This window comes from Streptomyces aurantiacus (assembly GCF_001418335.1).
In the GTDB taxonomy this organism is placed as follows: Bacteria; Actinomycetota; Actinomycetes; order Streptomycetales; family Streptomycetaceae; genus Streptomyces; species Streptomyces aurantiacus.
Genome location: NZ_LIPP01000231.1, coordinates 22174 through 42327, shown reverse-complemented (window position 1 = coordinate 42327; position 20154 = coordinate 22174). Strand labels below are relative to the sequence as shown.

The following is a 20154-nucleotide window of genomic DNA, read 5'->3' as shown; positions in this document are numbered from 1 at the left end:
CCCACCCCGTCTCCCCGTGCCCCGTCAACTGCTCCCGGTGACCGCGCGGTTCACCGACCGGGAGGCCGACCGGCGGGCTCTGAACGCTCTGCGTGCCCAGCGGCCGACGCACGCACCGCAGGTCCTGGTGGTCAGCGGGCTCGCGGGCGTCGGGAAGACCACCTTCGCCACCCAGTGGCTGTACGAGCAGGCCAGCAGCTTCACCGATGGCCAGTTCTACGCCGACCTGGGCGGACAGGCCACCGACGAGGAAAGCGGGCCCGTCTCCCCGGCCGTCGTCCTGGAAGCCTTCCTGGTCGCGCTCGGCGCGTCCTCGGTGCCGGCCGGAATCGCGCAACGGAGCGCGCTGTGGCGTTCGATGACCTCGGGGCTGCGGCTGGCCGTCCTCCTGGACAGCGCATTCACCGCCGCTCAGGTACGCCCGCTCCTGCTCGGTACGCCGACCGGCCTCACCGTGGTGACCAGCAGAAGCACACTGACCGGACTGCGCATCGACGGCGCTTCCGTGCACCGGCTGGAAGGGCTCCCCGCCGATTCGGCCGTCGAGCTTCTCGCCGTCGGTGGCGGGACACGTGTGGCGCGGGAGCCGACCGCTGCGCGTGAAGTGGTCAGACTGTGCGGCCGCCTGCCCCTGGCAGTGGCCCTGGCCTCCGCCCAGCTCGCGCTGAGACCTCACCGTTCGGTGTCCGCCCTGGCCGACAGCCTGTCCCGTGGTCAGGGGGCCGTCGCCACGCTGCGCGTCGACGGGGAGGCCGTGATGCGTACGGCGCTCGACATGTCGTACGACATCCTCCCGGACGAGAGCCGTGCGCTGTACCGCCGGATGGGACTGCTGCCCGCGGATCGTCATGACCTCTCGCTGCTGACCGCCCTCGCGGACGACGGGCAGGGGTCACGGGACACCGGGCACGCCGCCGACCTCGCCGTCCACGCTCTCGTGGAGGCGAATCTCCTGGAGGAGACGGGTCCGGGCACCTATCGATTCCATGACCTCGTCCAACCACACGCCCGTCACCTCGGTGAAGAGCTGGAGAACCCCGGCCGACGCGAGCGCACGCTGCGCTGCTTCGTCGACTGGTGCCTGTCCACCGCGGCTTCGGCGGAGAGCATCCTCACCCCCAGCCACCGGCTGCCGGGACACGACCTCCCCGCGGAGACCGTGCCTCCGGCCCCACTCGACGGCCCCGAGGAGGCGCTGGCCTGGCTGGACGAGCACCGCAACAACCTGATGGGCGCGGTACGGCACTCGGCCCGGGTCGGCTGGCACACCTCCTGTTGGCGTCTCACGGATCTCGCATGGCCCCTTTTTCTCCGGTTGCGTCCGTCCGAGATGTGGATCGAGGCGCACCGCCTCGGTCTTGAGGCAGCACGCCGGAGCGGAACGAGGCAGGGTGAGGGCCGCATGCTCACCTCCGGCGCGATCGGCCTGCGCAACGCCGGCCGGTACCCGGAGGCGGCCGACTGGTACCGGCAGGCGCTGGAGATGGCCACGGCCGACAACGACGTACGCCAACAGGCGCAAGCCGCGAGCGGATTGGGACACATCAGTCTCCTGACCCACCGGCTCGACGAGGCACACGACCACTTCGAGCACGCCCTGAGGCTGAGGGAGTCGATCGGCTACCGGCGCGGGGCCGCCCTCTCCCGACGGCGCCTCGGCGAAACAGCCATGGCCGGTGGCGACCTGGCCACAGCCGCCGAGCAACTGCGCCGGGCCGGCACCGAACTGGACTCGCTGGGAGAGACGTACGAGGCGACCCGCGTCCTGGCCCTTCTCGGCCATGTCCTGGACAGCGGCGGAGACCGTGCCGAAGGCGTCCGGCGACTGCGGGACGCACTCGCGCGTTTCCGAGCGGGTGTTGCCCGGTCCGAGCACTGGGAGGCGCGCTGCCTGGAATGGCTCGGCCAGGCAGCCGAATCACGTGGTGATCATGTGGAATCAGTACGCCACTACGAGGCCGCCCGGGACCTCTTCCGGCGGCTGAGTCCTGAGGACGCACAACGTCTGGACGACCGGCTGCGCCAGGCGTAATCGTCGCCGCGGCCAGCCGTCCCGTGGGTCACCGACGCGGCATCGGGGCGAGGGAACTCAGCACGCGGGGCGATCCCCCGGACACCACCCAGGCGTGCACGACCGAGACAACCGCGTGTGTCGGGAGTGGAGCATCGGACCCGCCCTGCTCCGGCCGTACGAACGACACGGCACCCGTACGGTCCCGTACCCCGACGACACACGTCGTGGCCGTACCGGGTACCGCGGCGGCAAGGCATCCAGGGTGGCCCGCCAGCAACTCGTGCACCCGGTGGTGAGCCGGTTCAGGCAGCAGGGGTACGCCGCTCACGAGCACATCGGCGTGTTCCATGAGCTCTGTCCGCTCCCGGCTGTCCGCATCCACCCACAGATGTACGTCGCAGGGAAGCGGGCCCGGCGCATGCGGGCAGGGAGACGGATACGCATACGCCCGCCGTCCCGTGGCCGAGGACAGTCGGTCGGACCGGACAAGAACCGGACCGTGCGCCGCCTTTGAACGCCAGGCGACGAGGAACGACCGGTCGTCCGGGCCGTCACCACACGGTGTGCCATCGGTCCGTGCAGCACAGAAGCACACAGTGGCCCACGCGGCATCCGGCTGCTCCGGGGTCGCGCGCCGGCCGCTCACAGCGCCGCCCCGCTGCCGGCGGAGATCTCCCACCTCGTCAGTGACGGCGGAGGCGGGGGCGGTGCGACGAACGGCGGACGGGCAGGTTCTCCCAGCCCGAGCATGCGATAGAGGGCCGAACGCATCCGTCGGTGGAACTGACCCGGCGCCGACGACAGCGAGGCGGCGACATGGTCGTACTGTCCCGGGCGGTGCAGCTGTGCCGCGTACTCCAGCTGCTCCGCCAGCGGGTACATCGGAGAGAGCACGGGCGCGACGGCGGACAACAGAGCCGCCGGGGAGCCGGCCGACACCTCACGTCGGGATCCGGCCGTCAGCAGCATCGTCGCTTCTGTGAGCGTGCCGTACGCGGTGAGCGATCCGTGGTCACCGATGATCCAGTCGGCCGCGATCAGCAGCGCCTGCCAGTCGGCTTCCGGGGGGACGACCGCGATCCCCAGGCCCTGGCAGCAGGACAGCCAGCCGTGCACCTGTCGGATGCCGTGGCCCGCGAACACATTGGGATGGACCAGCATCGCTACCCGGTAGCCGTCGTCCGGCAGCCGGCTCAGCAGCTGCGGCAGCAGAGAGTCGAGGTGACCGAACGTCGAAGCCGGTCCCCAGGTGGACGTGACCACCACGAGCCGCTGTCCGTCCTCGATTCCCAGCGCACGGCGGTAGGAATCGCGCCTGGACCGGCCGGCCGTGATCCGGTCGACGCACGGATCGCCCATCACGTGAGCCACCTCCAGCGCCTCCGGGCAGGACCGGGCGAGCTCCTCCAGATCCCTGTCGTGGGCGTAGACGATCGCTGCCGGGATCAGCTGCCCCTCGTGCAAGAGGTGCTGGCGGCTCAGCATCCCGGGCGACCTCCGCTCACCGGGCGTCAGCGTGGTGATGTCGGTGAGCAGTTTTATCTGTCCTGCCCCGTGTGAGATGCGTACGACCGGAGTCCTCAGTTCGTGCACTCCGCGGGAGCCCGCCGCGAGCGCGAGGTCGAACTCGGCCCGCAGGGCCTCTTCCCAGGGCACCGTGGCGATGCCCAGGCTCTGCAGGAACTCGGTGACTCCGTTGCCGAAGGCATGTGGTGCGACCGTGAAGACCAGTTGAATGCGCAGGTCGTTCTCCAGAAGTTCGAAGACTTCCCGCAGTCGTTGGGCGAAGGTCACTGTGTGCACAACCACCAGGACCCTCTTGCAGTCCCGCACCGTCAGCCAGTGCCCTTGCTCGATCAGTGCTGATTTCGTCGTTCCGACAGACACGCGATCCCCCATCGCTCGTCGTGCGTACGCAGACGACAGAGGGGTTCCCCGTGTGCACAGCGCTTTCCTTGCAGGCCTCTTGCAGCACCCTTGCTCCGGCGTGCGGCCTGGAACGCCGACGCTGGGCGGAACAATCGCTCAATCTGATCGGAGTCGTTCGGTGCCGCCATCGCCGCCATCGGCCTTGCGCAGCATCTGGGTGAGCAGCAGGGCGCCCCCGGCCGCCGCCCCCACCGCCAGGAACCCGTGGGAAGAGCGCCAGGACAGCACCGACCACCTCGACTGCGCGGAGAACAACGATCCTGTACTCAGCCACGATCCGGTCGAGACCAGCGACAGGGCGGAACCGATCGAGCCGACCGACAGGGCCGAACCGACGGACCCCACGGACAGCACCGAGCCGACCGAGCCAATCGACAACACCGAGTCCTGAGACCACAACGACAGCACCGAGCCGGAGGAGCGACGGCGGACCGGCCGTACGGATGGTTTCGTCATGAGGCCATCCTGCCCGCCGACCGCTCTGTTCCGGGTGGTTGTGGACGGATGGCATATGGCATGGGGCCCAAGCACCTGGCTTTCACGCGGAAGCGGGTTTCTGTCCGGAGCCGCCGCGGGCGTCCTCCGTGATGCGCCATCCTGGTGCCCTGCGCAAGACCAGTCCGGTCCCGGTCCGGTCGGACCTGTCGGACCTGTCGGACCTGTCGGACCTGTCGGACCGGAAGACCAACGGTGCTCGTTCTCGTGAGGTGCCCCCATCGGTAAGTCCAGCGGATCAACACTGGCCACCTGGCTGAGCGGTCTCGGGACCCAGCGGCTGGAGCGGGTTCTCGCGGGGCGCGCGGATGCCGTGTCGCTGCCCGAGCCGCGGTCGTTCGGCGAGCTGGCGGACCGCCTTCAACGTCCGGCGTCGGTGGCGCTCGTGCTGCCCGGGCTCGCGCTGCCGCACTTGCAGGTGGCCGAGGCGCTGGCAGCGCTGGGGCCGGTTCCACGCGCCGCTCTGGCGGATCTGTTGGGCGTGGGTGTGGGTGTGGGTGTGGGTGTGGGTGTGAGCGGGGCAGAAGGTGTTCAGGGCGGCCTGGACGCGGCCCTCGGGACGCTGGGCGATCACGCGCTCGTCTGGCCGGACGGCGAGGGGCTGCTGCGGATGGCGGCGCCGATGCGGCAGGCGTGGGACGCGCCGCTGGGGCTGGACGCGCCGCTCGTCCAGTTGCTGGCGGACACGACCTCCGAGGAACTGCGCCGCATCCTGGCGGCCCTGGGCGTCCGGTCGCCGGGCACCACCAAACAGCGGCGGCTGGCGGCCCTCGTGGATCACCACAGCGACCCGGAGCGGGTCACCGCGCTGGTCGCCGGAGCGCCCGCGGCCGGCCGGGAACTGCTGGAGCGGCGAGCGGGGCACGCGGCCGGCCGACCCGGTTCCCGGACCGAGTTCCTCGTCCTCGGGGTCCCCCACGCCGACTCGGACCCGGTCGCGCGCTGGGCGCTGGAGCGGGGGCTGCTGGTAGAGGACCGGCACCGGTACGGGCCCGCCCGTATGCCCGCCGAGGTGGCGCTCGCGCTGCGCGGAGCCGACTGGCACGCCCCGTTCACACCCGTCCCGCCCCCGGCGCGGTCGATGCCCGTCACCCCGGCGGACGTGGACCGGGAGACGGCGGCCACGGCCACGGCGTTCGCCGCCCACGCCGCGTCGGTCCTGACGGTGTGCGCCGCATCCGCGCCGGCCCTGTTGAAGTCCGGCGGGGTCGGCGCACGTGAGCTGTCCCGGGTCGGGAAGGCCGCACGGTGCGAGGACATCGTCGTACGCCTCGTTCTGGAGACCGCGTACGCCGCCGGGCTGCTGGCCCGGGACGGCGGCCGGGTCGCCGCGACGGACGGCTACGACGCCTGGGCGCGGCGGGAACCGGCGGAGCGGCTCACCGTGCTGCTCCAGGCGTGGCAGACGCTGCCGCTGACTCCCGCCCAGGCGCGCGACGAAGACGGCAAGGCGCTGCCCGCGCTCGCCGGAACGCCGCCCTGCGACGGCTGCCTGCGGGCGCGGGACGGACTCCTCACCGCCGCGGCTCACCTCCCGGCGGACCAGGGAGCGCACAGCGCCGCGGAACTGGGGCCGCTGGTCGCCTGGTACCGTCCGCTCGCCCATCAACTCCCGCAGGACGGCACGCCGTTCGCGACACTCGTACGCGAGGCCGAACTGCTCGGAGTCATCGCCCGCGGCGCCCTGTCCCGTATCGGCGCCGCCGTGCGGGCCGACGACGCCGAAGCCCTGGCCGCGGCGTGTCGGCACCTGCTGCCGGCTGCCACCAGGACCGCCCGCTTCGGCGCCGACCTCACCGCCGTCGTCACCGGCACACCGTCCGCCCACCTCGCCGCGCTGCTGGACGCGACCGCGGACCGGGAAGCCGGCGGCGCGGCATCGGTGTGGCGGTTCGGTCCGGGGACCGTCCGCCGCGCCCTGGACTCCGGCCGGACACCCGACGCGATCGTGGCCGACCTGGCCGCCGTCGCCGTCGGGCCCCTCCCGCAACCGCTGTCGTACCTGATCCACGACACCGCGCGCGGCCACGGCCGTATCCGCGTCGCCTCCGTGGCCAGCGTCATCCACGGCGAGGAACCCGCCCTCCTCGCCGAACTCGCCGCCCACCGAAAGCTCGCCGGCCTCGGCCTGCGGCGACTGGCCCCGACGGTTCTGGTCAGCCGGACCCCGCTCGACAAGATCCTCACCGCGCTCCGGGCCGCGGGCTACGCCCCCGTTGCCGAAGCGGCCGACGGGAGCGTACGTGTCGAACAGGCCCGGCACCGTCGCGCCGCCACCCCCGTACCGCGCCCGCGCAAGTCTCCCCACGCGCCTGGCGGCGCGCGCTCCCCTGCGCGGCGGGCACCGGCCGTCGTCGACGTGAGCGCGCTGGCCACCAGGCTGCGGGCCGCCCCGCCCGTCGCATCGCGGCGTCCCGATCCGGGCGACACAATCCCCTTCAACAGCGGCAGTGACAGTGACAGTGAGGAAATCGTCGCCCGGTACGCGCGGCTGCTGTCCCTCGCCGATGTTCGTCAGCTCGCCCACGCCATCGACGAGGGACTGGCCGTCACCATCGAGTACGTCGCCGCCTCGGGCAACCGCACCGTGCGCACCCTCAGCGAGATCGACCTCGACCCGCCCCACCTGTACGCCTGGTGTCACCTGCGCGACGACGAACGTGTCTTCACCCTCTCCCGCGTCCACGGCGTCATGCCCGCCTAGCCCGTACGAGGCGTCATGTACGCCGTCACGTCATGCCGGCTCAGCCGTGCAGTGCGCGGTACGCCTCGGCCGCCCCGTCGTGCAGGGCGATGCCGCCCGTGCCGATCAGGCTGCCGACGTCGAGGAACTGGATGCCGACGGCGTTGCCGGGGACGAGGGCCGTCGCGCGCAGGACCAGGAGGCGGGTCAGTGCCTCGGCGACGGCGCGGGGCAGGTCGGGGCGGCACACCAGCAGGTTGGACACCCCGATGGTGGCGACTCCGCCTGCCGACCGGTACGCGCCCTGCGGCAGGGACACCTTCTCCAGACCGGAGCCGGCCAGCCCGGCGCGACCGCCGAGCCGGGGCAGCAGCCCGGCCAGCGGCAGGAACCGCAGCCCGGGACCGTCATCGAGGTCGGACAGGGTGGGCAGCGGCACGCCGCCCGCGACGATCAGGGCGTCGATCGAGCCCACCCGCATCGCGTCGGCCGCGTCGGCCAGCGGGAGGTGGAGTACGGGGACGTCGGCGCCCGGGGTGAGGCCCGCCGCGTGCAGTATCCGCTCGCCGAGTACGGCCGCGCCCGATCCGGTGGCGCCGAGCGAGACGGTGTGCCCGGCCAGGTCGGACACCTCGCGCACGGGCGAGTCCGCGCGGACGACAAACTGGAGGTAGGTCTCGTACACCCTGCCGATCGCGCGCAGCGGCACCGGGCGCGGAAAGAGCTCGGTGCCCTGGGCGGCCAGCGCCGTGTCGGTGAGGACGAGTGCGAGGTCGGCGCGGCGGTCGCGGAGCAGCTCGATGTTGGCGAGGCTGCCGGCGGTGGTACGGACGCGGCAGCTCAGGCGGGGATACGCCGTCTCCAGTTCCGCGGTGAGGAGGCGGCCGAACGCCTCGTAGAACGCCGTCGGTTCACCCGTCGCGACGCGCAGGACACCGCTCGGCCCCGGTCGCTGCCGGGAGGTGTCGGCCGTGAGCGCACCACCGAGGACGGCGACTGCCGTCGCGCCGAGGGCTGCGTGGAGGAGCGTGCGGCGGTCGACGACCGAGTCCGGACGACGAACAGGACGAACAGGACGCCCAGGACGACCAGGACGCGGACGGGAGTAACGGGAGTACGGGCCGGGGTCGGGGTCGGGGTCGGTCATAGCGCGTCACCGCCGTGCGTGTCCCTGCATCCGGTGCCGACCGGGCCGATGGGGCCGGCGGGGCCGAGGGCGCCGCCGACGCCGTTCCCTCCGCCGGGTTCGGCCCGCGGCAGCACCGCCCTCGCCCTCAGTCCCCGTGGTCGCGCCGCCGCCAGTTCCAGTCGGCCGCCCCGTCCCGCCAGGAGTTGTTCGGCGATGGCCAGGCCCAGGCCCGTACCCGCTGTCCCGTTCTGGTGCTGGCGGCCCGCGCGCCAGAATCTTGTGGTGGCCAGGGCCAGTTCGTCCGTGCCGAGGCCGGGGCCGTCGTCCGTCACCGTGAGGGTCGCGCGGCTGCCTTCGGTGGCGCAGCGGAGGGAGATCTCGGCGCCCCGGCCCGCGTACTTGATGGCGTTGTCCAGGAGGATGTCCGTGATCTGGGCGAGTTCGCGGTCCGTGCAGGCCGCCGGGACCGGGGCATCGGCGGACCGGAAACCCAGGCGGGCCCCCGCCCGATGGGCGACCGGCTCCCACAGGCGGTGCCGGTCGGCCGCGACCGCCGCGGCGTCGCAGTGGACGCCCGAGCCGTCGGTCACCGTCAGTTCCCCGGCCCGGTGTTCCGCGGTGGCGAGGGCCAGCAGGTCGTCGAGGAGGTTCTCCAGGCGGTCGAGCTCGGTGGTGACCCCGGTGTACGTGCGGTCGCCCGACGGGGCCAGATGGGTGTGCAGGGCGTCGACGCGGAGCCGGAGCGCCGCCATCGGGTTGCGCATCTGGTGGGACGTGTCGGCGACGAGCCTGCGCTGCTGCTCAAGGGCCGCCGTGACCGTACGCGCCATGCGGTTGAAGCCGATCGCGAGCTGGCGCAGTTCGGGCGGGCCTCCGGCCCTCGTCTGTTCGGGCGGGAGTCCCGCGGCGAGCTGGCCCACCGCCCGGTCGAGGCGGCGCAGCGGGCTGACCACCCACCCCGTCGCGGCCCGCGCCAGCACCGTGCAGGCGACGGCGACGAGCGCGGCCCCCGCGAGGACGGCGGCCCAGCGCCGGGTGATCTCCTCCGACGCGGTGCCGACCGAGGCCCGCAGCACGACGGCCCCGGAGACCCGGGTCCCGGTGCCCGCGGGCTCGGCGAACATCCGGTACCCGCGCGACCAGGGACGCAGCGCGCCCGCGGGATGCGCGGTCTGGTTGCGCAGCGCCGCGTCGAGCAGCCGGGCGACGGCCGGGTCGACGGCCCGCATGCCGCCGGTCTGGACGACGGGTCTGCGGCGTGTGTCGGTGACGACGAGCGGTTCCCCGTACAGCTGGGTGTAGCGGCGCGCCTCGGCGGCGACGGCCGAGGTGTCGCCGGTGGCCGCGGCCTGGTCCATGAGGGACGCGAAGCGGTCGAGGTCGGCGCTGCGGGCGAGGACCAGCTGCTGGGTGCGGTCGGACGCGGTGAACAGCAGCAGCGGCACGGCGAACGCGGCCACCGCGATCACGACGAACAGCAGCAGTGCCGCCTGGACCCTGGTGCGCACGCGTCGCCTCCTCCGACCTTGTCAGTCCTCGTCGAGGTTGCCGAAGCGGTAGCCGAAGCCGCGGATCGTCGTGAGGAGGCCGGGGCGGCGCAGCTTGGCGCGCAGTTGTGTGAGGTGGACGTCCAGGGAGCGGGACACGGCATGGTGGGCGTCGCCCCACACCTCGTCCAGGAGTTGCTCGCGGCTGACCGCCGTACCCGCGCGCCCGGCCAGTACGGCGAGGATGTCGAATTCCTTGGTGGTCAGCTCGACCTCCGCCCCGGCGACCCTGACCCGGCGCGCGTCGAGTTCCACCTCGACGTCACCGGCCCTGACCGTCCGTACGGCGGAGGCCAAGGCGGCGGCGGACGCGGCGGGCGCGTTCCTCGTGGCGTTACGCCGGGTGACGGCGTCGATGCGGGCGAGCAGCTCGGCGAGGCGTACCGGCTTGACGAGGTAGTCGTCGGCGCCGAGGCGCAGGCCGCGTACCACCGAGCGTTCGTCGCCACGCGCGGTGAGCACCACCACCGGCAGGTCGCTCACCGCCCGCAGGGCGCGCAGCACGTCCAGACCGTCGGTATCGGGCAGGCCCAGGTCGAGAAGGAGCAGGTCGGAGCTGCGGTGGTAGGTGAGTACGTCCCTGCCGTACCGGACACGCCTGGTGATGTGGCCGTGGTCGTACAGGACCTCCACGAGCGCCGCGGCCACACCGTCGTCGTCCTCGGCCAGCAGCACCTGCACCCTGTCCACCTCCTTCGGCCGCTCCGGCCACTCCGGCCACTCCGGCCGCTTCGGCCACTCTTCGTAGCGAATGTAGACCACACCGGCCGCGCACCCGCCGCTGTGTTAAGCGGACGTTAGTTCTGTGTTCGGTCCTCTCGTCCGACGGTGCGGGCGGAGCGAGGCTGCACGGCATCCGGCAGAGCAGCTCGGCTTGCGAAGGACGCCGTAGAGGACGCAGTAAAGGACGCCGTAAATGATCATCGACTGTCACGGTCACTACACGACCGCCCCACCGGCCCTGGCCGTCTGGCGCGATCGGCAGACCGCCTCCCTCACCGACCCGTCGGCCGCCCCCGCCCCCGCGGACCTGCGCATCGGCGACGACGAGCTGCGCGAGAGCATCGAGCCGAACCAGTTGCGGCTGATGGACGAGCGCGGCATCGACGTCACGGTCTTCTCGCCCCGCGCGTCGTTCATGGCCCACCACGTCGGGGACTTCGAAACCTCCGCCGCCTGGGCCGCGATCTGCAACGAACTCTGCTTCCGGGTCTCGCAGCTGTACCCGGAGCGCTTCGTGCCCGCCGCGATGCTTCCGCAGTCGCCCGGCGTCGACCCGGCCACCTGCGTCCCGGAACTCACCCGCTGTGTGGAGGAGTACGGCGCCGTCGCGGTGAACCTGAACCCCGACCCCTCGGGCGGTCACTGGACCTCCCCGCCGCTCACCGACCGCTCCTGGTACCCGCTCTACGAGAAGATGGCGGAGTACGACATCCCGGCGATGATCCACGTCAGTACGAGTGTCAACCCGGCCTTCCACACCACCGGCGCGCACTATCTCAACGCCGACACCACGGCGTTCATGCAGCTGGTCCAGGGCGACCTGTTCGCCGACTTCCCGACCCTGCGCTTCGTCATCCCGCACGGCGGCGGCGCCGTCCCCTACCACTGGGGCCGCTTCCGGGGCCTGGCGATGGCGCTGGGCAAGCCTCCGCTGGAAGAACACGTCCTGGGCAACGTCTACTTCGACACCTGCGTCTACCACCAGCCCGGCTCGGACCTGTTGTACGACGTCATCCCGGCCCGCAACATCCTCTTCGCCTCCGAGATGATCGGCGCGGTCCGCGACATCGACCCGTGCACCGGCCACCACTTCGACGACACCCGCAGGTACGCCGAGGCCGCCGACCTCTCCGCGGACGACCTGGCGGCGGTCCAGGAGCACAACGCCCGCGCGGTGTATCCCCGCCTGGACGCGGTGCTCAAGCGTCAGGGCCGGTGACCCGCATGAACACCCACGTGCCCTCCCCGGGGGCTTCCCTCTCCGCCAAGACCCCCGGCTGGCTCGACTGGTACCGCGATCCGTCCGAGCCGGTGTTCCGGCTGCCGCCGGGGGCCGTCGACGCGCACTGCCATGTCTTCGGTCCGCAGGCCGAGTTCCCCTTCGCGCCGGAGCGCAAGTACACGCCCTGCGACGGCGGCAAGGAGGAGCTGTTCGCGCTCCGCGACCGGCTGGGCGTCACCCGCAACGTCATCGTGCAGGCCACCTGCCACGGCGCGGACAACAGCGCCATGGTCGACGCCGTACGGGCCGCCGGCGGCAGGGCACGCGGCATCGCGACCGTCCGCCCCGACATCGGCGAGAGCGAGCTGCTCGCACTCGACGCGGCGGGGGTGCGCGGCGTGCGCTTCAACTTCGTACGGCGCCTTGTCGACACCTCGCCCGCCGACGACCTGGTCACCATCGCCAGGAAGGTCGCCCCGCTGGGCTGGCACGTCGTCCTCTACTTCGAGAGCGTCGACCTGCCCGAACTGGAGGGGTTCTTCGGGTCGTTGCCCGTGCCGCTGGTGGTGGACCACATGGGGCGGCCGGACGTGACCCAGCCGGTCGACGGCCCGCAGTTCAGCCGGTTCCTGCGGTTCGTCGACGCCAACGACGTGTGGGTGAAGGTGAGTTGCCCCGAGCGGCTCAGCGTGACGGGCCCGGCCGCCCTGGACGGCGAACGGCACGCCTACACCGACGTCGTCCCCTTCGGCCGGCGCGTCGTGGAGGAGTTCCCCGACCGGGTGCTGTGGGGCACCGACTGGCCGCACCCCAACCTCACCGACCACATGCCGGACGACGGCCTCCTCGTCGACCACGTACCGCACGTGGCGGTCACCGCCGAACAACGGCACAAGCTCCTGGTCGCCAACCCGATGAGCCTCTACTGGCCGGGCGAGGACTGGCCCGGCCGACACCACTGACGTCCCCCACCCGCTGTTCCGCACAGATCCGACCGCTGTTCCGCACAGATCCGACTTCGACAAGGGCCGCTCATGCAACAAGCCAACGCGCTGAACCGGCTGGACAGGCTGCCGATCTCCCGGTTCCACAAAGTCACCCTGCTCGCCGTCGCCTTCGCGTACTTCTTCGAGTTCGCGGACATCAACAGCTTCGCCACCACCGCGCCGAAACTGATCAAGCTGTGGGGCCTGTCCGTCGACCAGGTCGCCTACGTCACCTCGCTCTCGTTCGTCGGCATGTTCATCGGGGCGATCGCCGCCGGGTCCCTAGCCGACCGGTGGGGCCGCAAACGGGCCCTGCTGTGGACCACGCTGTTCTTCGGCATCTCCTCGTTCGCGGCGGTGTTCTCCTGGGACCTGGTCTCGCTCGGTGTGTTCCGCGTCCTGACCTCGGCGGGCCTGTCCGCGATGACCGTCGTGGGGGTCGTCTACGTCAACGAGATGTACCCGTCGGCGACCCGCGGCAAGTACCAGGCGTACGCCATCGCCATCGGCATCTGCGGCACGCCCGTCACCAACCTCATCGCCAGCCTGGTCGTCCCGCTCAACGACTGGTCGTGGCGGCTGGTCTACCTCTGGGGTTCGCTCGGCATCCTGCTCGTCTTCTTCGCAGGCCGCCTCAAGGAGTCGCCCCGCTGGCTCGAAAGCCGGGGCGAGCACGCCGCGGCGGACGCGGTACTGAGGGAGATCGAGGCGAGTGTCGCGGCGGAGAAGGGCCCGCTTCCCGAGCCCGCGCCGCCGGTCGCCGAGACGCCGTCGACGAAGGCGCCGCTGCGGCTGCTCCTGCAGAAGAAGTACCTGATGCCGACCCTGCTGCTCTCCGTGCTGTGGATGACGCAGACCATCGGTTTCTTCGGCTATTCGAGCTGGGCGCCCACCCTGCTGGCCAAGGAGGGGTTCAGCGTCGAGAAGTCCGTCTTCTACGTGGCGCTGACCACGGTCGGCGCTCCGCTCGGCTGCTATCTGGCGTCGCTGGTCACCGACCGCTTCGAACGCAAGTGGTGCCTGGTCGCCTTCGGTACGGTGATCGCCGCGTGCGGCCTGCTGTACGGGCTCACCTTCAACCCCGTCCTCATCATCGTGTTCGGCTTCCTGGTGAACCTCTTCGAGCGCGGCTACACCGCTCTCGCGTACGCGTACTCTCCCGAGCTCTTCGACACGCGGAGCCGTTCGCTGGGCACGAGCGTGTCCTACGGGCTGGGGCGGCTGTCGAACGCGGCGGGGCCGTTGATCGTGGCGTCGCTGTACACCGGTCATGGCTATCAGAGTGTCTTCTACTTCATTGCCGGGACTTGGCTGGTCGGGGCGGTTGCGCTGGCCGCGTTCGGTACGCGGACTCGGTCCGCGCGGGTCGCTGACGCGGAGCGGAAGGGGGTGGGGGTTCCTGTCTGACCGCGGCTGCCGGCCCGGTGGGGGCTTGTCGCGCAGTTCCCCGCGCCCCTAAAAGATTGCGCCGTTCCCCGCGCCCCTAATAGGCCCCCGCGCCCCTGGGTATTTAGGGGCGCGGGGAACGGCGCGCTCAGCCCCCACCGGGCCGGCAGCCGAGTTCACCGCAGCCCTCGGCAGAGCACCGCGTCCGGTGTGCGGGACGACCCCACGCGGCCGGTGTACGCGACGCCGGCCACGTACTCGTCGTCCGCGCACTGACCCTTGTAATGCCCGTTCCCGAAGTCGCCGCCCTTGGGCGCCGAGCCCCTGTTGTCGCCCCGGTCGAACCAGACCGTACGACCGCTCGTACCGGTGATCGCACCGGGCGGCGCGGCAGCGCACAGCGCGGCAGAGACCGCGGCGCCTCGGACGCTGTAACCCGTGAGGAAGTCGCCGTCGGGGCACTGGAGCTTGGTGTAGCCGGACGCCCAGTCGCCGCCCGCCTTGACGTACCGCTCGTCCCGTACGACCTCGTGCCCGCCGGCCGGGTCCCGCAGCGGCCCGGCGGTCACGTCGGAGCACAGGCCCCGGTTGCCGGTGTGGCTGAGGCCGAGGAGGCGCTGTCCGTCGGGGCAGACCGCCTTGCGGGCGCCGGAGTCCCAGTCGGGCAGCGCGCGCATGCGGCGCGAGGCGACGAAGTCGCCGTGGTCGGGGCTGAGCATCGACCACTCCGTCACGGGGGCGACCTGGCCGGTACGGCCACCGGCCCCGATGAGCCGGGTCCAGGCGGCGGCCCGCCAGTCGTCGCCGTCGTACACGCCCATGCGCCGGCCCGCCGAGTCCCAGTGCAGCAGCGCCCAGCCGTTGCCCCTGCGGTTCTCGTGCCATCCGACCAGCGGCCAGTACGCGAAGTCGGCGTCGGTGCGGACCAGTTGGTCGACGAAGTTCTCGAACCAGGCACGCGCCTTGGCGTTCGTCTCCTCCCGGCCGCCGACCCCGAACTCGCTGATCCAGACCGGGGCGGTGAAGTGCTTGTCCTGTTCGGCGGTGACGAAGAAGGCCTGGCGGTTCAGTACGTCGATCAGTTCGGCGGGGCTGAAGTCGCGGTAGCGGGGGTCGGTGGTCTCGCCCGTCCCGGTGGCGCCGCTGTGGTTCGGCCCCGTGTAGTCGTAGAAGTGGGCCGAGTACACGAGCTTGCCGGAATCGACGAGGGTGTGGGAGAGGTTGCGTACGGGGGCCAGGGTGGGGCGTTCGTGTGCGAAGCCGTCGATGGGAATGCCGGTCCAGTTGATGCCCTCGACGATGATGAGGAGGTCGGCGTCGGCCTCCGTCAGGATGCGGTCGCCCAGGCGCTGGGAGGCGGCGAACCAGTCGTGGTCGTCGCCGAGGCCCCAGTTGGGGTCGTCCCAGATGTTCCGGCGCACCTCGTTGTAGAGGTCGGCGCCGACGACGCGCTGGTTGTCCTTGTAGCGGCGGGCCATGAACAGCCAGTCGTCCTCCCAGGCCTGGGTGGATTGGCTCGCGTTCCAGCGTTCGTTGCCGTCGACTCCGCAGCACCAACGGGTCGTGTTGGTGTGGTTGTTGAGGACGACCGCGAGGCCCGCCGCGGTGAGTTCGCGGACCACGGCGTCGTAGACCTGGAGCGGGGTGCTGCCGCGCAGGGCGGGATTGGCGGCGACGGCCGTGTCGGTGACGGGGCGGGTGTCGTGGATCATCTCGTTGGAGAAGGGCAGCCGGATGCTGTTGATGCCGATCTCCTGGAAGCCGGCGATGATCTCGGCCATGGGAGCCCGGTCAAGACCGAGGGGCGTCCGGCCGGAGTTCTCCCCCGCGTGGTGGTTGGCGTCGTCGTCCACACTGCCGGAGCCGTTCCACGTACCGCTGGCTCCGTGCCAGTTCCCGGACCGCAGCTTGAAACGGTCGCCGTCCGCGTCGACGATCCAGCGGCCCCGCGTGCTGAGCGGCGGCGTCCAGTCCGCAGCGGTCTCGGCGACCGGCTCCCGTACGGCCGAGGCGGCAGCCGTCTGGACGGGAGCCAGTGGGACCAGGGGTGCCAGGGATGCCAGGGGCACCAGGAGAAGTACGGCGACCGGAGTCGACGACCTGCCGAAGAACCCGCGCACAGTCACCATCCACCATCCCGAGGATTACGGATCACGGATTACGACGCTGTTGTCATGGCAGCGTCATCATCCTGTACGGGGCGGCGTTGGTCCAGGCCTGTGTGGAGGCCAGGGCTCAGGACGCCCGGCCCTGGAAGTGGTTCCGGCCGCGGCGCAGCGCGCGGGCGCACCAGCCGATGAGGGCGGCGTTGACCAGCGCCCCGAACACGACCGAGACGATGAACCACGCGGCGCCTTCCGGCAGCAACAGCAGCGGCACGAGACTCGTCGGGGCGGTGGCGAACACCGGGATGACGCCCGCCATGGACTCGTCCGAGGTGTCGACGGCGCTCACCACGAGCGCCCACACGAGCAGGACGGCACAGGCCGCGAGGTAGACCAGGGCGAAGACGTCGCCGAGCACGTGGCGCAGTCGGCGCGGGAGGGTGGTGCGGCCGGAGCCGGAGGTCGTACCGGTCATCAGGTGTGAGTCCTCAGATGTGGGTGGTGCCGGGCGGATTCGGGCGGGCGAGGCCCAGGTCGTACGCGAGGATCGTCGCCTGTACGCGGTCACGCAGCCCGAGTTTGCGCAGCAGCGCGTTGACGTGGGACTTGACGGTGCCGACGGTGATGCCGAGTTCGTCGGCGATCTCCGCGTTGTTGAATCCGGAGGCGACCAGGGCGAGGACGTTCCGCTGGCTGCCGGTCAGGCTGTCCAGCTCGCTCGGACCGCCCCCGGCCCGCAGGCCGGCGCCGGCTCCTGACGCGTAGTGGCCGATGAGCCGACGCGTCGCGGACGGGGCCAGCACACTCTCGCCGGTGGCCACCACCCGGATGCCCTGCAGCAGTTCGGCGGCGTGCACGTCCTTGAGCAGGAAGCCGGAGGCGCCGGCCCGCAGCGCGTCGAAGATGTACGCGTCGAGGTCGAAGGTGGTCAGCACCAGGACCCGGGGCGCGTCCTGGCGCCCGGTGATGATCCGGGTGGCGGCGATGCCGTCGAGCACGGGCATCCGGACGTCCATGACGACCACGTCCGGGGCCAGGTCCGCGGCGAGGCGCACCGCGGCGGCTCCGTCGGCGGCCTCGCCGACGACCGTCATGTCCTCCTCGGCGTCGATCACGGCGGCGAACCCCGCCCGCACGATGCCCTGGTCGTCGACGACCAGCACCTTGAGGCTCATCGCTCCCTCTCCGGATTCGGGTTCAAGTTCAGGGTCGGGGTCGGGGTCGGGGTCGGATTCGAGTCCGGAACCGGTGCGAGTGGCAGCCGGAGGCCGACCGTGCCCGGCCGGCCGGTGTCCAGGGTGCCGCCGAGCGCGGCGGCGCGCGCCGCCAGCAGCTCCCGTACGGCGGGGCGGGCGGCGCGCGGTACCCCGGTGGCGGTGAGCGTCAACGTATCGCCGTCCGCGTCGAGCGCGAGCACCGCTGGCTCCTCGCCGCCGGCCGCGAGCACCGTCTCGGCCGCGTGGTAGGCGGCCAGGTCCACCGCGGTGGGCAGCCGCTCCGGTACGCGGTCGGTGAGCCGTATCTCGACGTCGCGGCCGGTGGCCCGGCACTGGTGGGCGAGCAGGTCGAGAGCCTGGAGGGTGGGCTGCGGGCGCAGTTCTGGCTTCGTCTCACCATCCCCGTCCCCGTCCCGCACGGTGTCGAGCAGGGCGCGCATCGCGGCCAGGGCCTCGCGGGCGCGTTCGGCGGTCGCGTCGAGCCGGCCCGCCTCCGCCTGGGCGACCATGTCGGCGGTGCGCGCCAGCACGGTCGTCTCCAGCCCGGCGGCGATCCTGCGGCGTTCGGCCCACGCGTCCCGGACGGCTTCTCCCGTCCAGGCGGCGAGGCGCGCGTCCCGCGAGCCCCGGTCCGCCGCCTCGCGCCGACCGCGCAGAACCCCGCCACACAGAGCCACCCCGACCACGGCACCGACCCCGGCCACCGCCCCCACGACCACCACCCACGGAGGCAGCCCCGTCCCCCGATCCAGCACGGCGCCGACCACGGCCCCGGCATGCACGGCCACGGCCAGGGCCACAACCGCCGAGCCCGCACTCCCGCGCCCGCGCCGAACGAACCAGGCCACCCCCGCAACCCCGCGGAACGCAGCACCGCGGGACGCAACCCCGCGCGACGCGACCCCGCGCGACGCGACCCCGCGCGACGCGACCACGGCGAGCGCAACGCACGTCGCCAACATGCTCAGCGCGGGCGGCAGCAGCACAGGGCCGGTGTACCCGCCCGTCGCCATCGCCACCGGCCAGAGCGGGGCCAGACCGAACAGGGCGCCCTGCGCGACGCGGGGCGTCCGGCGCAGCCACAGCAGCGCGACCACCTGCGCCGCGACCAGCAGTGCGAACAGCACGCCCACGGACACCTGCCCGCCGCCCGACGTGGTCTCCGACCGGATGACCAGCACCGGGAGCAGCGGCTGCAGGACGAGGCCGGCGGCGGCCGTCACCTGCGCCACCCGGTAGCTCCGTGGCGCGGACGGCTCAGCCGGGGCGGCGGTCCGGCCGGGCAGGACCGCGCGTACCTCCCAGCCGCCCTCCGCCGTCGGGCCGCTGGTCAAGGTGCCGCCCGCCTCCCGGGCCCGGGACCGCAGGAAGCCCTGGCCGCGTCCCCCGCCCAGACCCGCACCGTGGGCCACCGCACCGGACAGCGGCGCCGCGCTGGTGACGACGACCTCGGTACGGGTGTCGCCGTACCGGCACCGCACGGTCGTACGGGCGCCGGGGGCGTACCGGGCCACGTTGGTCAGCCCCTCGCGCACGATGCCGAAGGCCGCGTCCGCGACGGCGCCCTCCGGCAGGGGGCCGATCTCGCAGTCCACCGGCTGGTCGAGGTGGCGGAATCCGTCGACGAGGCTCCTCAGCCGTTCCTCCGGTGGCGGCTGTTCCTCCCGCGAGGGGGCCGGTGCCCGTACCGCGCCGAGCGCCCGGGTGACCTCGCGGCCGGTCTCGACCGCGAACCGCAGTGCGTCGGCGGCGAGTTCGGGGCGGCGTTCACGCAGGCCGAGCGCGGCCCCCGCCGAGACGACCACGGCCGTCAGATGGTGGGCGCTGACGTCGTGCAGTTCCCGTTCCATACGGCGCCGTTCGACCGCCGGCAGCCGGTGGCGCTCGGACTCGGCCCGCTTCAGCAGGTGTTCGGCCGCCGAACGGGCACGACGGGTCCGCCGTACGAGGAGGCCGGCGCCGCACGTGGCGGCGTACAGCAGAGCCGTCAGGACGAGGTCGAGTCCGTCGCGTTCGCTGAGCCCGTGGAGGCTGATGTCCTGCAGCAGTTGCCAGACGGCGAGCGCCACGGCGCACAGCACGGCGGTGAAGGTGTCGCGTTCGGCCGCCACGGTGAACAGGGCCAGCCCGACGCCCGCGGTCCCGAGTACGGCCATCGCCCCGGTGGGCAGCGGCCCGGCGCCCAGCGCACAGGCGGCGGCGACCAGGACGAGGCCGGCCACCGGACGGGTACGGCGGAGAACCAGCGCGCCCGTCACCGCTCCGGCGACCAGGGCCGCCACGAGAAGGGCGGACGCGGCCGGGACGGTCCCACGTACGAGCGCCGCGCCGGGCCACACGGCGGCCTGGGCGCAGATCAGCAGGACCGGGAGCAGCCGGTCGTCGGTTCGGTTCATGACAGGTTTCATCGCACCCCAAGGCTAAGGCCGCAGGTGAACGGCCCGGCTCCGGCTGAAGGGGGATCTCCGTCTCTTACTTTGGTTGCAGAGGGGGCCCTGGTCGCGAAGGGGTCCGTGCCCGTCCGGTTGACGGCCCGGCGGTGTTCTCTACCTCTGGTTCAAGGCGGCAATCATCCGGCAGCGCGACGACCGCGCAATGCCCCGGACCCTAATCTCGAACACATCAGAACGAGCACCGCACACCGCATTCACCATTCTGCACTCCGCTTTTCCGCACACCGCATTTCAAACAGATGCGAATACGCATCCGCCGTCGACT

At 72.2% G+C, this 20154-nt stretch carries 14 protein-coding genes; 5 read left to right on the top strand and 9 right to left on the bottom strand.

Annotated elements, in window-relative coordinates:
• Nucleotides 1-2032 (top strand): tetratricopeptide repeat protein (locus AOK01_RS27895; protein ID WP_055516486.1); only part of this gene is annotated, 2032 nt, incomplete at its 5' end.
• 624 nt (nt 2033-2656) lie between these two features.
• Here the strand turns inward: AOK01_RS27895 and AOK01_RS27890 are convergent.
• Both AOK01_RS27890 and AOK01_RS41735 read right to left on the bottom strand, forming a co-directional pair.
• Entirely contained in the window at nt 2657-3913 is a 1257-nt protein-coding gene (locus AOK01_RS27890; protein ID WP_190851636.1) for a hypothetical protein, read from the bottom strand.
• 126 nt (nt 3914-4039) lie between these two features.
• On the bottom strand, nt 4040-4399 hold the full coding sequence (locus AOK01_RS41735) for a hypothetical protein (RefSeq protein WP_079103812.1): 360 nt from the start codon (nt 4397-4399) through the stop codon (nt 4040-4042).
• Nucleotides 4400-4751: 352 nt separating this feature from the next.
• Between AOK01_RS41735 and AOK01_RS27880 the strand changes: the two genes are divergently transcribed.
• Complete coding sequence (locus tag AOK01_RS27880; RefSeq protein ID WP_342671070.1) at nt 4752-7142, top strand: helicase-associated domain-containing protein; 2391 nt, start codon at nt 4752-4754, stop codon at nt 7140-7142.
• Between the two features lie 40 nt (nt 7143-7182).
• Here the strand turns inward: AOK01_RS27880 and AOK01_RS27875 are convergent, their stop codons facing one another.
• From AOK01_RS27875 to AOK01_RS27865, 3 genes are read right to left on the bottom strand one after another with little or no spacing between them, the layout of a single operon-like run.
• The gene (locus tag AOK01_RS27875; protein WP_079103811.1) at nt 7183-8268 is read right to left on the bottom strand and encodes a TAXI family TRAP transporter solute-binding subunit; all 1086 of its coding nucleotides are present in this window, start codon (nt 8266-8268) and stop codon (nt 7183-7185) included.
• Nucleotides 8265-9758, bottom strand: coding sequence for a sensor histidine kinase (locus AOK01_RS27870; protein ID WP_079103810.1), 1494 nt, complete (start codon nt 9756-9758; stop codon nt 8265-8267). The genes AOK01_RS27875 and AOK01_RS27870 overlap by 4 nt, the downstream gene beginning before the upstream one ends.
• Nucleotides 9759-9779: 21 nt before the next feature.
• Nucleotides 9780-10478 carry a response regulator transcription factor gene (locus AOK01_RS27865; RefSeq protein ID WP_055516484.1) on the bottom strand — a complete coding sequence of 233 codons (699 nt, stop codon included), beginning with the start codon at nt 10476-10478 and terminating at the stop codon, nt 9780-9782.
• Nucleotides 10479-10713: 235 nt separating this feature from the next.
• Here AOK01_RS27865 and AOK01_RS27860 point away from each other — a divergent pair, with 235 nt between their 5' ends.
• The 3 genes from AOK01_RS27860 (at nt 10714) to AOK01_RS27850 (ending at nt 14135) form a co-directional block, all read left to right on the top strand.
• A complete protein-coding gene (locus tag AOK01_RS27860; protein WP_055516473.1) occupies nt 10714-11739 on the top strand; it encodes an amidohydrolase family protein in 1026 nt (341 codons plus the stop codon).
• A gap of 5 nt (nt 11740-11744) precedes the next feature.
• Entirely contained in the window at nt 11745-12704 is a 960-nt protein-coding gene (locus tag AOK01_RS27855; protein WP_055516471.1) for an amidohydrolase family protein, read from the top strand.
• 72 nt (nt 12705-12776) lie between these two features.
• The gene (locus AOK01_RS27850; RefSeq protein ID WP_055516468.1) at nt 12777-14135 is read left to right on the top strand and encodes an MFS transporter; all 1359 of its coding nucleotides are present in this window, start codon (nt 12777-12779) and stop codon (nt 14133-14135) included.
• Between the two features lie 155 nt (nt 14136-14290).
• Here the strand turns inward: AOK01_RS27850 and AOK01_RS27845 are convergent, their stop codons facing one another.
• The 4 genes from AOK01_RS27845 to AOK01_RS27830 all read right to left on the bottom strand — a co-directional run bounded on the left by AOK01_RS27845 (nt 14291) and on the right by AOK01_RS27830 (nt 19832).
• Nucleotides 14291-16243, bottom strand: coding sequence for a glycoside hydrolase family 5 protein (locus tag AOK01_RS27845; RefSeq protein ID WP_055516466.1), 1953 nt, complete (start codon nt 16241-16243; stop codon nt 14291-14293).
• A gap of 106 nt (nt 16244-16349) precedes the next feature.
• Nucleotides 16350-16694 (bottom strand): SCO4225 family membrane protein, encoded by a 345-nt coding sequence (locus tag AOK01_RS27840; RefSeq protein WP_055516464.1) that lies wholly within the window; start codon nt 16692-16694, stop codon nt 16350-16352.
• Between the two features lie 13 nt (nt 16695-16707).
• Nucleotides 16708-17394, bottom strand: a complete 687-nt coding sequence (locus tag AOK01_RS27835) for a response regulator (protein ID WP_055516462.1) — start codon at nt 17392-17394, stop codon at nt 16708-16710.
• Nucleotides 17391-19832 (bottom strand): sensor histidine kinase, encoded by a 2442-nt coding sequence (locus AOK01_RS27830; RefSeq protein WP_079103809.1) that lies wholly within the window; start codon nt 19830-19832, stop codon nt 17391-17393. Before AOK01_RS27830 ends, AOK01_RS27835 begins: the two co-directional genes overlap by 4 nt.
• Between the last annotated feature and the right edge of the window lie 322 nt (nt 19833-20154).